General features: G+C 65.5%; 12 protein-coding genes. 5 read left to right on the forward strand and 7 right to left on the reverse strand.

The window, feature by feature from the left end; genetic code table 11:
• Positions 1-301: 301 nt before the first annotated feature.
• The 5 genes from D9R08_RS09395 to D9R08_RS09415 all read left to right on the forward strand — a co-directional run bounded on the left by D9R08_RS09395 (position 302) and on the right by D9R08_RS09415 (position 5,683).
• The gene (locus D9R08_RS09395) at positions 302-1,336 is read left to right on the forward strand and encodes a sugar ABC transporter substrate-binding protein (protein WP_121897797.1); all 1,035 of its coding nucleotides are present in this window, start codon (positions 302-304) and stop codon (positions 1,334-1,336) included.
• A gap of 75 nt (positions 1,337-1,411) precedes the next feature.
• Positions 1,412-2,911, forward strand: coding sequence for a sugar ABC transporter ATP-binding protein (locus D9R08_RS09400; protein ID WP_121897989.1), 1,500 nt, complete (start codon positions 1,412-1,414; stop codon positions 2,909-2,911).
• Complete coding sequence (locus D9R08_RS09405; RefSeq protein WP_121897798.1) at positions 2,908-3,876, forward strand: ABC transporter permease; 969 nt, start codon at positions 2,908-2,910, stop codon at positions 3,874-3,876. Before D9R08_RS09400 ends, D9R08_RS09405 begins: the two co-directional genes overlap by 4 nt.
• Entirely contained in the window at positions 3,873-4,820 is a 948-nt protein-coding gene (locus D9R08_RS09410; protein WP_121897799.1) for an ABC transporter permease, read from the forward strand. The genes D9R08_RS09405 and D9R08_RS09410 overlap by 4 nt, the downstream gene beginning before the upstream one ends.
• Positions 4,817-5,683 (forward strand): SMP-30/gluconolactonase/LRE family protein, encoded by an 867-nt coding sequence (locus tag D9R08_RS09415; RefSeq protein WP_121897800.1) that lies wholly within the window; start codon positions 4,817-4,819, stop codon positions 5,681-5,683. Before D9R08_RS09410 ends, D9R08_RS09415 begins: the two co-directional genes overlap by 4 nt.
• Before the next feature lie 12 nt (positions 5,684-5,695).
• Here the strand turns inward: D9R08_RS09415 and D9R08_RS09420 are convergent, their stop codons facing one another.
• From D9R08_RS09420 to D9R08_RS09450, 7 genes are all read right to left on the reverse strand, one after another.
• Positions 5,696-6,781: an ABC transporter ATP-binding protein gene (locus D9R08_RS09420; RefSeq protein WP_121897801.1), complete on the reverse strand. Its 1,086-nt coding sequence runs from the start codon at positions 6,779-6,781 to the stop codon at positions 5,696-5,698.
• Positions 6,778-7,605, reverse strand: a complete 828-nt coding sequence (locus tag D9R08_RS09425; RefSeq protein ID WP_121897802.1) for a carbohydrate ABC transporter permease — start codon at positions 7,603-7,605, stop codon at positions 6,778-6,780. The genes D9R08_RS09420 and D9R08_RS09425 overlap by 4 nt, the downstream gene beginning before the upstream one ends.
• Complete coding sequence (locus tag D9R08_RS09430) at positions 7,602-8,504, reverse strand: carbohydrate ABC transporter permease (protein ID WP_121897803.1); 903 nt, start codon at positions 8,502-8,504, stop codon at positions 7,602-7,604. Before D9R08_RS09430 ends, D9R08_RS09425 begins: the two co-directional genes overlap by 4 nt.
• 69 nt (positions 8,505-8,573) lie before the next feature.
• On the reverse strand, positions 8,574-9,788 hold the full coding sequence (locus D9R08_RS09435) for an ABC transporter substrate-binding protein (RefSeq protein WP_121897804.1): 1,215 nt from the start codon (positions 9,786-9,788) through the stop codon (positions 8,574-8,576).
• A gap of 70 nt (positions 9,789-9,858) precedes the next feature.
• Complete coding sequence (locus D9R08_RS09440; RefSeq protein ID WP_199709312.1) at positions 9,859-11,940, reverse strand: glycoside hydrolase family 31 protein; 2,082 nt, start codon at positions 11,938-11,940, stop codon at positions 9,859-9,861.
• A 4-nt stretch (positions 11,941-11,944) separates the two neighbouring features.
• Entirely contained in the window at positions 11,945-12,700 is a 756-nt protein-coding gene (locus tag D9R08_RS09445) for an SDR family NAD(P)-dependent oxidoreductase (protein ID WP_121897805.1), read from the reverse strand.
• Positions 12,697-13,026: an EthD family reductase gene (locus D9R08_RS09450; RefSeq protein ID WP_121897806.1), complete on the reverse strand. Its 330-nt coding sequence runs from the start codon at positions 13,024-13,026 to the stop codon at positions 12,697-12,699. The genes D9R08_RS09445 and D9R08_RS09450 overlap by 4 nt, the downstream gene beginning before the upstream one ends.
• Positions 13,027-13,089 lie beyond the last annotated feature (63 nt).

Genomic DNA, 13,089 nt, shown 5'->3' on the forward strand with positions numbered 1-13,089 from the left:
GCGAGGGCCGGCAGAGATGATGTCCAGGTTCCGATCCCGCTGCCGCTCCGGCTCCATGACACATATGAGGCATACTGCGCGCCAACCATATGAGCGCCGATCTTCCTCGGCAGAGGCAACCGATACGTCCCGGGGCCCTGCCGAAGTCTCGCGCGCAACCGCGTTGCGATCCCGGACCCTGCGTATGCCTCAAACACACGCGATTACGCATAGCGTATCAACTCTCTAATACAAACGTTTGTATTGCTTGAATCCGCGAATCGTCGTTTGCTGGGCCCATGAACGGCAAGGGAGGGACAAAATGACAGTTTCGATAAGGTTCGCCTGGCGGTTGGTGGCAGCTTTTGCTGCCGCGACCTCACTGATGACGGCCACAAGCGCCATTGCGCAGGAGAGTTGCCTCGGCACAGCCGAAGCTCTGAACCTGACCGACGCGCAGGCCGCCGAGATCGCGGCGCGCGATCTGACCTTCGGTTTTCTGACAAACAACATCTCGGATGATTTCAGCCGCACGCTGGTGGCCGGCGCCGAAACCTATGCCGCGGAGATTGGCGTCGAGCTGATTGTCAACAATGCCGATTTCGATGCCAACACCCAGCTTTCGCAATTCGATGCGCTGGTTCAGCGCGGGGTCGACGGGATCTTTCTGACCGCCGTCGATGCGGGCTCCATCGGGCAGGCCGTCCGCCGCGCCAATCAGGCCGGCATCGCCGTCTTCATCGTCGGCGGCGCGCCGGCGCGCGGCGATGTGATCAGCGTGATGAATGCCGCCAGCTATCAGGGAAGCTATGACGCAACGGCGGCCCTGATGGCCGAAATCGGTGTACCGAACGCACAGATCGCGATACTGGGCATCCCCTTTGCACTGCAAACGATCCGCGACCGGGAAAAGGGTGTGCTAGATGCGGTCGGCGCCTCGGGCGGGCAGATCATTTCGCTGCAATCCGATTTCAGCCAGGACCGGTTGCTGGAACTGGCCGCCAATGTGATCCAGGCCAATCCGGATCTCGCGGGCATCGTCGCAACCTGGAGCCTTGCGGTAAACGCCGCGACCGAAGCGGTCGAGCAATCGGGGCGGGATATCCTCATCGCGGGTTACGATTCCGAGGTGCCCGGATACATGGAGCTTCATTCCGGCGATACCAATATCGTGGCTCTGTCGGGCCAGCAGGCCGCCCTTCAGGGGCGCGCGGCAATCGAAGGTCTGGCGCAGTCGATCCTAGGGGCCGAACTGTGCGAGGAGATCATCACCCCCAATCTGCTGGTCACAGCTGAAAACTACGCCGAGATGTGGGCGATCCAGTATCCCGGTGTCACCCCACCTTGGGCGGAGTGACACCGGCCAGCGTTTCGGGGGGCGCCGCCCCCCGGGACATCGCCCCGCGTGCCCGGCTGGCGGAAGGTCCCCCGCGTGCTTCTTGAACTGTCCCATATCACCAAGCGGTTTCCCGGCGTTCTGGCGCTTGACGATGCGCGGTTCGCCCTTGCCGCGGGCGAGGTTCATGCCCTCATGGGTGAAAACGGTGCGGGCAAGTCCACATTGATGAAGATCGCCTCCGGGCTGTTCCAGCCGGATGCCGGAGAGATCAGGATCGACGGGCGCGCGGTCCGCCTCTCCGGCCCCGCATCGGCCAAGGCCGCGGGCATCCATACGGTGTTTCAGGAATTGACCGTGCTGCCCAATCGCAGCGTCGCGGAAAACCTGATGATCGGGCGCGAACCTGTGCGGGCGGGTGGGTTGTGGCTGGACCGCGGGGCCCTGATCCGCGCGGCGCAGCGCATACTTGACGATCTGGGCATCCCGCTGGAGGCCACCGCGCCCGCCGGGCGGCTGTCCACCGGGCAGCGCCAGATGGTGGAGATCGCCCGGGCCTCTGCGCAGATCCCCCGGGTTCTGATCCTTGACGAGCCGACCTCCTCGCTCGGCCGCGCCGAGGAGGAGCTTTTGTTCTCTCTGGTGCGTCGTCTTTCGGAGCGTGGCGTAGGCATCATCTACATCACCCACCGCATGTCCGAGGTGTTCGCCCTGTCCGACCGGATCACAGTTCTGCGCGACGGGCGCTATGTGCTGAGCGGGGCCACGGCCGATCTGGACCGCACCGCGTTGATCCGCGCGATGGTCGGTCGCGACGTGGCCGAAGACCGGCACGGCACGGCGGACGACGATCTGCCCGTGGTCCTTGAGGTCGAGCGGCTGGCGCGGGGCACGGCGGTGCGCGGCGCCAGCCTGTCGCTGAAGGCGGGTGAGGTTCTGGGCATGGCTGGGCTCATGGGGGCGGGACGAACCGAACTGGCCCGCCTGATCGCCGGAATAGACCGGCCCGACAGCGGCGGGATGACGCTTTTCGGCAAGCCCTACGCCCCGGCGGGTATTGGCGAGGCCTTGGCCCGGGGCGTGGCCTATGCCTCGGAGGATCGCAAACGCCTGGGGCTGGTGCTGCCGCTTTCAGTGGCCGACAACATCGCCTTGCCCAGTCTCCGGCGACTGGCCCCGCTCGGGGTGATTGGCCCGAACCGCATCGCCGGTTTCGCGCGCGACTGGATGGAGCGCTTGGGCGTCAGGGCTGCCGGCCCGGGCGTGGCGGTCGACACGCTTTCGGGCGGCAACCAGCAGAAAGTGGCGCTGGCGAAATGGCTGGCGACGGCTCCGCGCGTCATCTTGCTGGATGAGCCGACCCGTGGTGTGGATGTGGGCGCCAAGGCGGAGATCTACGCGTTGATCCGGCAGCTTGCCACCGATGGCGCCGCGATTCTGGCGATTTCCTCGGAACTGCCGGAATTGCTCCAGATCTCCGACCGGATCGCGGTCATGGCGCAGGGGCGTGTGGCCGGCATCCTGCCGGCGGAAACCGCGACCGAGGAAAGCCTGCTGGACCTCTCCTTCACCGAAGCCGCGGAGACGGCCGCATGACGCGGGCAGCCCCAGGCGTGCGCGGCCCGGGTCTGGCACGGCTGATCCGCGATCTTCTGCCCTATGCCGGACTTTTGGGGGTGATCGTCTTCTTCGCCCTGTCCAGCGAATACTTCCTCAATCTGCGCAATTTCGAACGCCTCGTGACGGACAGCGCCACATTGATGCTGGTGGCCTTCGGCATGACGATGGTGATCCTTCTCGGAGAGATCGACCTCAGCGTCGGTGCGGTCGTCTCGCTGCTTGCGGTGATCCTGGCGCAGATCATGGAGGCGGGCGCGGGATGGCCGCTGGCGGTGGCGGCCGTTCTCGCTCTGGGCATACTTATCGGCGCGCTCAACGGCGCGCTCACGGTGCTGGGCGATATCCCCTCCTTCATCGTCACTCTTGGTGTGATGGCCATCGCCACGGGGCTGGCCTATGTCTTCACCGGCGCGATCTCCATCGCGATCATGAGCGAGCCGTTTCTGGTTCTTTTCTATGATGCCCGCGCCCTTGGCCTGCCGGTCCCGTTGTTGATCGTGGCCGTCACCTTCATCGCCTGCCTGGCCTTTCTCGACCGGACCGTGGCCGGGCGGGAGCTTTTCGCCGTCGGCGCGAATGCCGACGCGGCGCGGCTGTCGGGTGTGCCCGTTCGCCGCCGCAAAATCATGGTCTTCGCCATCATGGGCGGGCTGGTGGCGATGGCCGCGGTGCTGTCGGCGGCCCGGCTCGGCAGCGGCGCGCCCGCGTCGGTCCCCGCCCTGACACTGGATGCCATCGCCGCCGTGATCATCGGAGGCGCCAGCCTTTTCGGCGGCCGTGCATCACTCCTGCGCACGTTGATGGGGGCGGCACTGATCGCGGTTCTGAACAATGGCATGGTGCTGATGAACGTGAATATCGACCTGCAATATGTGGTCAAGGGCATGATCATCCTTCTGGCAGTTGTGCTGGAACGTCTCGCCTCGGGGGCGCGGTCATGAAGCCGGCGCGCCGGCAGATGGCCGATTACGGGCTGGCCGCGGCGCTGCTTGTGGTGCTGGCGGCGCTGATGCTGCTCAGCCCGGCCTTTCGCGACCCGGCCAACCTGATCGGAATCGGGCGGCAGGTCGCCATCCTTGGCATCGCCGCCGCCGCGATGACATTCGTGATCCTGGCCGGCGAGATCGACCTCAGCGTCGGGGCGGTTGCCTCTGCGGCGGCGGTGGTGACAGCCATCGCGCTCGCCGAGGGGTACGGGATCTGGGCCCTCCCGATCGGCCTGGCCGTGGGTGCGGGCTTCGGGCTTCTGAACGGGCTTCTGGTCGTCTATGTCGCCATCCCCTCCTTCATCGCGACGCTGGTCAGCTTCTTCATCGCGCAGGGCGTGGCGCTGACGCTGACCGGTGGCCGGACGATCCTGTTCGATGCGGAATGGTTCCGCCAGCTGTTTGCGACCGGGGTCTTCGCCGGCAACCGCGCGGCCTTCTGGTGGCTGCTGGCCGTGGCGTTGCTGATGTGGTGGCTTCTGGCCCGCACCCGGTTCGGCGCGAATATCTACGCGCTTGGCGGAGACGCGGAAAGCGCGGGCATGCTGGGCCTGCCGGTGGCGCGGCTGCGGCTGGCGATCTTTACCCTGACGGGCGCGCTGATGGGGCTGGTGGGGATGATCCTGATCGCGCGGATCGGCAATGCGCGCGCAGATGGGGCAATCGGCCTTGAATTCGATGCCATTGCCGCCGCGGTGATCGGCGGCACACGTCTGGGCGGCGGCGCGGGCTCGATGCCGCGCACGATGCTGGGCGTTGCGCTTATCGGCATCCTCAACAACGGGCTCGCAATCCTGAATATCGATTTCAACACCCAACAGGTGATCAAGGGCGTGCTGGTCATTGCCGTGGTTCTGATCGACCGGTGGGCACGTGGCGGCAGGGAGGTCCCGGAATGAGACTGTGGACGGGTGACGTGGAGCAACTGGCCACCGGGTTCGGCTTCACCGAGGGGCCTTGCTGGATCCCCGGGCTCGGCGCACTTTTGTTCACCGATATCCCCGGCAACACCATTCAGATATGGCACCCCGGGGACAATCGTGCGGAAACGCTGATCGGGAATGCCCATTTCGCGATTGGCCTGGCCCTGTCGCGACATGACGAAATCCTCTGCTGCGAACACACCACCCGCAGCCTGACAGCGCGGTCGACCCGCGATTTCAAGCGCCGCGTCCTCGCCTCGGGCTACGGGCCGCATGTCCTGAACTCCACCAACGACGTGATCTGCGCCTCGGACGGGACGATCCTGTTTACCGATCCGCCCTTTGGCGTGCGCCATCTGGACGGCACTCTGCACGGCTATCAGCAGGCGCAGGAGCTGGACGGGGCCTGGGTGTTCCGCGTCACCGACCGCACCGACCGGCCGCAGCCTCTGATGACGGAGATTTACCGGCCGAACGGACTCTGTCTCTCGCCAGATGAGAAAATCCTGTATGTCTCCGACAGTTCCGAGATACATCACAAGGTGCTGGCAATGGATGTAGCCCCCGACTGGAGCCTGTCGGGCCTGCGCGATTTCGCGGTGATGCCTGTGGGTGTGCCTGATGGTATGCGCGTCGATATCGAGGGGCGGCTCTGGGTTGCCGGGGGCGACGGTGTCCATGTCTACGGGCCGGACGGTGCGCCGGTGGACCATGTGCCGGTGCCCGAGATGGTGACGAATGTGGAATTCGGCGGCGCGGACCTGTCGGAGCTGTTCATCACCGCGACCCGTTCGCTTTACCGGGTCAGGACCAAGACGCGAAGCGGCAGGGCTTGGTAGGCCTGCGCATGTTCAGAGTTTAGCGGATCGGAGGGAGGCGCCAGTTTCCGGCTCGAACAGATGCACGCGCGCCGGGTCTATGGAGACGCCGATCGTGTCGTCGGCCCTGATCGCGGCGGTGCCTTCGGTGGTGACGATCAGCTCCGGCTCCCCTTCGGTGAAGAGATAGCTGGCCGCGCCCGTCGTCTCGACCGCGCTGACCACAAGCGGTACGGCATGGGGCGCATCGAGGGGGCCGAGCACCATATGTTCTGGCCGGATGCCGACCTCCACCTCCAGGCCTGGCGTGCCCGCGATCGCGGTTTCCAGCACCGGATTACCCGGCAGCGCCAACCGGACGGCGCGGCCATCCCCGGCGATGACGCCGGGCATGAAGTTCATCGCCGGACTGCCGATAAACCCCGCGACGAACCGGTTTGCGGGCCGGTCGTAAAGCGCCATCGGTGTGCCCTGCTGTTCGATCCGGCCGGCCTGCAGCACGACCACGTGATCGGCCATTGTCATCGCCTCGATCTGGTCGTGAGTGACATAGACGCTGGTGGCCCCGATCCGGTCGTGCAGCGCGCGCACCTCCTTGCGCATACGCACGCGCAGGGCCGCATCGAGGTTCGACAGCGGCTCGTCGAACAGAAAGGCGCGGGGCTGGCGGATGATGGCACGGCCCATTGCGACGCGCTGGCGCTGCCCGCCGGACAATTCGCGCGGGCGGCGGTCCAGCAGGGTTTCAAGCCCGATGACGGCCGCCACCTCTTCGGCGCGCCGGGCCCGTTCCGCCCGGGACACCCCCTTGAGCCGCAACGCATAAGTCAGGTTGTCGCGGACGGACATGTGCGGGTAAAGCGCATAGGACTGGAACACCATGGCCAGATCGCGCTTGCGCGGCGGCAGGTCGTTCACCGGCTCGCCCGCTATGCGGAGCGTGCCCGAGGTGATGCGTTCCAGCCCTGCGATGGAACGCAGCAAGGTGGACTTCCCGCAACCCGACGGCCCGACAAGGGCCACGAACTGGCCCTTGGGGATCGCCAGACTGATCTCCTTCAGGGCATGAAAGCGGCCATAGTGCTTTTCGACGCGGTCCAGCTCGATCTGATAGGTCATTTCAGGGCTCCGGCGGTCAGGCCATTGACGATCTGGCGCTGCAACAGGACGAACGCGGCCAGGATCGGGGTGACATAGGTGGCGGCAAAGGCCATGATCGCGTTCCAGTTCACCACATTGGGCTGCAGGAAATTGGTCATCCCGATCGAGGCGGGCTGCAGACGGTTATCGGCGATGATGGAGGCGGAATAGACGTATTCGCCGAAGCCGTTCATGAACACCAGAAGCGCCGAGATCAGCAGCCCGTTCCGCGCTAGCGGCAGCACGATCATGAAGAAGGCGCCGACGCGGGAGTTTCCGTCGACCAGCGCCGCCTCCTCCAGTTCGCGCGGCACGGTCATGAAGGCGGCCCGGCACAGGATGACGAAAAACGGCATCGTCTTGGCAGAGAATGCCAGGATCGTGGCAAAGCGCGGGTATTCCAGAAGGCCGACCGACGCGAAGCCCACGAAAATCGGCGTGACCATCAGCGACGGCGGCAGCACCTGCAACATCAGCACGGCGAAGAGGGCCGCATCGATCCAGCCGTTGCGATAACGCGCCAGAACATAGGCGCAGCCCGATCCGATCAGCGCCGTGATCAGCGTGACGCCCGAGGCGATGACAAGGCTGTTGCCGATGTAGCGCGGGATATTCGCCACCTCCCAGATGGTGGCGTAGTTGTCCCATTGCGGCGCACCGGGCAGGAATTCCGGCGGTACGGCGAAGATCGAGGATTGGGTCTTCAGGCTGGTGACATACATCCAGTAAAGCGGAAAGAGGTACACCGCCGCCAGCGCCAGCGCCACGGCCAGCAGCACCCGGTTCGTCACCGCCCCGCTCACAGCTGCGTCTCCGCCTTGGTGGAGCGGACATAGATCAGCGACACGAACAGCACCACGATGATCATCAGAACCGAAATCACCGCGCCGCGCCCGAAATCGAATTCGCGGAAGGACAGCTGCCAGGACCAGTATTGCGCCACGGTGGAGGAGCCCGCCGGCCCCCCTTGCGTGATCGCGGCGAACAGATCGAATTGCTGCAGGGTGAAGATGATGCCCAGGGCCAGAACGGCGCCGATGGTGGCGCGCATCATCGGCAGTGTGATGGTCCAGAACCGCTGAAACGCGTTGGCGCCGTCAAGCTCCGCCGCCTCGTAGAGATCCCCGGGGATCGCGGCGAGGCCCACTGCCAGCAGGATCATGTTGAAGGGCGTTCCGTACCAGATATTGGCAATTAGCACCGCATAGAGCGAGGTCTCCACATTCGAGCGCCAGAAAACCGGGTCCTCGATCAGCCCGAAGCTCTCCAGAAGATGGTTGATCACCCCGAAATCTCCCGACAAGAGCCAGTTCCAGAGAACACCCACGACCAGCCCGGGCATGACCCATGCCGCCAGAAACAGCCCGCGGATCCATGTCGCGCCGGTGAAGTTCTGGTGAAAGAAAAGCGCCAGCGCGAAGCCGAGCGTGAACTGCAGCGCGACCGAGCCAAGGGTGAAGACGATGGTCTGCCAAAGAACCCGGCCGGCCAGCGGATCGTCGAAGATGGCACGATAATTGTCGAACCCCGCATTGGGGTGCCAGAGCGTCCCGAGGCTGAACACATCCACGGTCTGAAAGCTGATGATCACATTGTAGATCAGCGGCAGCCCCGCGAAGACCAGCAGATAGCTGAGCGCTATGATGACCAGCATCACATCGAAGCCGATCCCGTCGCGCAGGCTGCGCAGAATGCGTGTCATGGTCTACCTCTCGGGGCAGGAACAACCGGGGGCGGCACGGCTGACGCCGCCGCCCCCGGTCTGGGGCGTCTAGTTGATGATCCCATCGATGCGCTCGGCCGCCTCGTCCAGCGCCTCCTGCGCCTCGGCCTGTCCGGTCAGGACCGATTGAAATGCAGTCTGGATTTCCTGACTGATGCGCGGCCAGTCGGGATGCGGACCCCGGTTGCGGGCATAGCTCAGCTGTTCGGTAAAGACCTGCGCGGCCGCGTCGATCCGCGCGTCGCCCGTGGGCGCCAGCGCAACCCCCGCGACCGAGGGAAGCCGCGTGAATTCGGGCCAGACCCGGTCCACCTGGCTCATGTAGTATTCCAGAAACGCGAAGGCCTCGTCCGGGTGGTCGGTATTGGCGAAGATCGCCAGGTTGAAATCGCCAAGCGCCGAGGCGCGCACGCCCCCCTCTTCGCGAACCGGCAAAAGCGTGACACCCCAGTCGAATGCCGCGTCCGAAGCCATGCGGCCAAGCTCCCACGGGCCGGAGATGACCATCGCCGCATTGCCGCCATTGAAGGTGCCGGTGGAATCCCATTGGCCGCGGGTCAGCGTATCGGGGCTGGCCAGCCCCTCATCGAGGAACGCTTTCCAAAGCGCCAGGGCATCGGCCACACCCTCGGCGTTGATATTGTCGAAACTGCCGCCGGCCATCTGGGCCCAGGGCAGAAACTGGAAGGTCCCCTCCTCGGACGCGCGGGCCGAAAAGGCGATGCCGTAGACATCGTTTTCCGGGTCGGTCAGGGCGCGCGCGGCCTCCAGCAGCTCATCCCATGTCCGGGGCGGGCTGTCCGGGTCCAGCCCGGCGGCCGCAAAGAGATCGCGATTGTAGTACAGCGCGATGGTGTTCGAGGCGCGCGGTATTCCATAAATGCGCCCGTCCCATGTCAGGCTGGCGCGCGGCCCGTCGAACACGGCATCGATATCGATCACATCCGATGCCGCCACCTGATCGGTGATGTCCAGAAACGCCCCGCGCGAGGCAAAGGCCGCGTGATCGGGGTTGTCGATGGCGATAAGGTCTGGATTGGTGCCGGTCGCCACCGCGCGCAGCGTATCGGTCACCAGATCATCGAAGCGGATTTCCCGTATCTCGATGGTGACCCCGTTGTCGATCGCCGAAAACTCCTGCGCAAACACCGATTCCGGCGCGGTCGCACTTTCTGTCCAGAGCGTCAGGGTCACATCCTGCGCCGCCGCCCCGCCGGCGCCCGTCATCAGCGCCAGAACGGATGCATATACAAGTCTCGTCATGAGAGTCCTCCTTGGTGTCGGGTGTCGTTCTGCCCCGGTCCACTTGCTGGCGGCCGCGGTCTTTTATAGCTCATGGCACGGTGCCTTCGAAAACCGGCAGCAGCGCCTCGGCCCTGTCTTTGCGGATAAACACCGGTATCCGACCCCAGGGGGCGTCGATATCGGCGGTGGTGCCTCCGGAATAGGCAATCCCGGTCCAGGCATGGACCCAATCCTCCCCCGCGGGCAGAGCCACCGGCCGGGCGGTGGCCCCGGCCTCCAGCACCGGCGCGACCAGGATATCGGGGCCCAGCATGTAGGCGTCGGCCCGGTCGAACAGGTCCCGCTGGTCTGGGTGGTGATAAAAAAGCGGCGCCATGACCGGATCGCCGGTCGCGGCATAGGTGGCGAAAACGGTCTCCAGATAGGGCCGCAGCCTTTCGCGCAGGCCCAGAAGCTCCACCAGAACCGTTTCCACCTCGGGCCCGAAGGACCAGACCTCGTTCGAGCCGCCGGTGTCGGTGAAGATGTTGAATGTATCCTGACCGTAGGTGACCGGCTCACCCGGCGCCGGCGGCGGTATGTCATCGGGCACGCGGAACCCGTGCAGGCGGCAGATCGGGGAGAAGACCCCGAATTCGAACCAGCGCACCAGCAGATCGCGGAAGGCCGCCGATCCGCCATGGCCGTCGTAGAAGCCGCCGATATCGGTGGTCCACCAGCCCATTCCCGCCATGCCCGCATGCAGCCCCGCAGGGATCTGCGCCCGGAACCATGCCCAGTCGGACCAGACATCGCCGGACCACAGGATAACGCCGTGGCGCTGCGATCCGGCCCATGCCGACCGGCAGAGCAAGACCCCGTCGGCCGCCCCGGCCTGTGTCAGACCCTCGCGATACCCGGCCTCATGCACCAGTGGATAGGCACAGAGCATTTCGGCCCCGTTGCCAAGCGCGGTACGGATGTTTTCGGGATGGGCTGGCCGCATCTCCGGCTCGCAGGCATCAAGCCAGAAATGCCGGATGCCCTTGTCGAGATAGTTCCGCCGCACGAGATCCCAGTGAAACGCCCGCGCGGCAGGGTTGAAGGCATCGTAATAGGTGAAGAAACCGGCGCCGAACGGGTCCTTGTCGGGGAACGGAATGATCGCGGGAATGCCCCGCTCCGTGCCAAGCAGCAGCCCCTCCTCCGTCATCTGCCGGTAGTGGATCGACGAAGCGGAAACCGTGGGCCAGATCGACACCATGAGCTCCACACCCATTTCGGCCAGTTCGGCGACCATGGCCTCGGGATCGGGCCAGTCCTTCGGGTCGAAGCGCCATTCGCCCTGACGGGTCCAGGCGAAGAAGTCGATGACGATGCAGGACAGCGGCAGCGCGCGGCGCTTGTATTCGCGCGCGACCGACAACAGTTCCTCCTGGTTCCGGTAGCGCAGTTTGCATTGCCAGAACCCCAGCACCCAGTCGGGCACATCCGGGGAAAGCCCGGTGGCGCGGACGTAGCTGCGCAGGATTTCAGCGGGGCTGTCGCCCGCGGTGATCCAGTAATCAAGACCGCCCGTCGCCTCCGCCGTCCATCGGGTGACGTTGCGGGCGAATTCCGCACGCCCCGTGGCCGGGTTGTTCCACAAAAACCCGTACCCGCGGGAGGAGACCACGAAGGGAATGACCGCATGAGCGTTTTGCTGCAGCAGGGTCGTGGAGACACCCTTGAGGTCCATCGCCCCGTGCTGCGGCTGTCCCATGCCCCAGAGGCTTTCGTCTTCATAGGCCAGGAACTGCGCCTCCAGCCGCCAGGATCCGCTGGCCAGCGCCTTGAAGCTGCGGGTGCGGGGGCCCGCGAAATGGCTACGCGTTTCGGCCAGAAGCTCCTCCCCGGTATCGGCGCGCAGGAACCGGATCACCGCCTCCCGCTTGATATCGGCGCCATAGCGTTCGGTCAGCGTGATCTCGGCGCGTATGCGCCCATGGGTAAGGCTGGCGCGATCCGTCCCGATCTCGACCTCCGCGCGTCCCTCCGGCGCGGGCAGCAGCGCATCGACATGGGGCGCAACCAGATCCCGGCCCGGGCGCGCCCGCACCCGCACCGCATCCGGCCCCCACGGCGCGACCCGGATCATCTCGCCCATGAACCGGCATTCAAGACCACCGTCGACTTCCTGGAACACCGCCATCAGATCATCCGATCGCCAGATAGGCACCGTCAAGAATGACGGCGGTGCCGGACATGTAATCCGCCTCCTCCGAGGCGATGAACGCGGCCAGCGCCGCGACCTCCTCGGGCCGGGCGGCGCGCCCGGCGGGGATGCCTGCAAGAACCTCCTCGATCACGTCCTCGGGGATGTCCCCGATCGCATCGGTGGCGATCAGACCCGGGGCGATGGCCACCGAACGGATATCGGGCGCGTGATCCAGCGCCAGCGACCGGGTCAGCGCCAGCACCGCGCCCTTGGTTGCCTGATAGGCGGAAAACCCCCGTTCGCCCACGAAGCTCTGCACGCTCGCGGTGTTGACGATAACGCCCCTGCCCCCCTGCCGCCGCATCTGTTCCACGGCGACCTTGGCACCCATCCAGTAGCCGCGGATGCCGATACCGGTGATCCGGTCGAACTCGTCCAGCGTCTGCTCGTGGATCGGCTTGAAAACCGCCGAAAAGGCGTTGTTGTGCCAGATATCGATGCGCCCGAACCGCTCCACGGTGCCGGCCGCCAGGTCTCTCACCTGATCCGGGTCGGCCATGTCGGTCCGGTGAAAGACGCCGCCAAGGGTTTCGGCCAGATCGGCGCCCGCGGGGTCGATATCGGCGATCATCACCTGCGCGCCTTCGGCGGCGAAGCGTTCCGCGCAGGCACGCCCGATCCCTTTTGCACCACCGGTGATCACATAGACCCGGTCCCGGTGGCGGTCGGCGACGGGAAACATGCGCGCGGTCATGGCGCGCCACCGGGCAGGATGACATGCTCCTCGGTCACCAGAAACGCGATGCTGGCGGCGAAGGCGGCGGTGTCCTCTCCGGCGATGCGCCCGGCTTCGGAACTCAGCCCGGCCTCCATCGCGGCGCGGTCGTCGAACCAGATTTCGGCGGATCCATCGTAGGCGGCCGGGTCCATATCGCCGGGATCCCCGGCAATGTTGATCCGGTATCCGCGCAGCCCCGGAATGGCGGCGGCCAACGGCGCGTGGCGGTCCAGCCAATAGTCGCGAAAGGCCTGCGTCGCCATCCCCGGCTTTTTGCGTACCAACGCCACGAGCTTGACCATGTCGCTCCCACCTCCTGTCTGCAAGAAGACGATGATTCCGCGAACCGGTCAATACAAACGTTT

Source organism: Rhodophyticola porphyridii (assembly GCF_003688285.1).
GTDB classification, from domain to species: Bacteria; Pseudomonadota; Alphaproteobacteria; order Rhodobacterales; family Rhodobacteraceae; genus Rhodophyticola; species Rhodophyticola porphyridii.

What these genes read in the sequence shown, in the direction of transcription:
- D9R08_RS09395 (WP_121897797.1), top strand. Translation starts at nt 302, where the DNA reads ATGACAGTTTCGATAAGGTTCGCCTGGCGGTTGGTGGCAGCTTTTGCT.
- D9R08_RS09405 (WP_121897798.1), top strand. Translation starts at nt 2,908, where the DNA reads ATGACGCGGGCAGCCCCAGGCGTGCGCGGCCCGGGTCTGGCACGGCTG.
- D9R08_RS09410 (WP_121897799.1), top strand. Translation starts at nt 3,873, where the DNA reads ATGAAGCCGGCGCGCCGGCAGATGGCCGATTACGGGCTGGCCGCGGCG.
- D9R08_RS09415 (WP_121897800.1), top strand. Translation starts at nt 4,817, where the DNA reads ATGAGACTGTGGACGGGTGACGTGGAGCAACTGGCCACCGGGTTCGGC.
- D9R08_RS09420 (WP_121897801.1), bottom strand. Translation starts at nt 6,781, where the DNA reads ATGACCTATCAGATCGAGCTGGACCGCGTCGAAAAGCACTATGGCCGC.
- D9R08_RS09430 (WP_121897803.1), bottom strand. Translation starts at nt 8,504, where the DNA reads ATGACACGCATTCTGCGCAGCCTGCGCGACGGGATCGGCTTCGATGTG.
- D9R08_RS09435 (WP_121897804.1), bottom strand. Translation starts at nt 9,788, where the DNA reads ATGACGAGACTTGTATATGCATCCGTTCTGGCGCTGATGACGGGCGCC.
- D9R08_RS09440 (WP_199709312.1), bottom strand. Translation starts at nt 11,940, where the DNA reads ATGGCGGTGTTCCAGGAAGTCGACGGTGGTCTTGAATGCCGGTTCATG.
- D9R08_RS09445 (WP_121897805.1), bottom strand. Translation starts at nt 12,700, where the DNA reads ATGACCGCGCGCATGTTTCCCGTCGCCGACCGCCACCGGGACCGGGTC.
- D9R08_RS09450 (WP_121897806.1), bottom strand. Translation starts at nt 13,026, where the DNA reads ATGGTCAAGCTCGTGGCGTTGGTACGCAAAAAGCCGGGGATGGCGACG.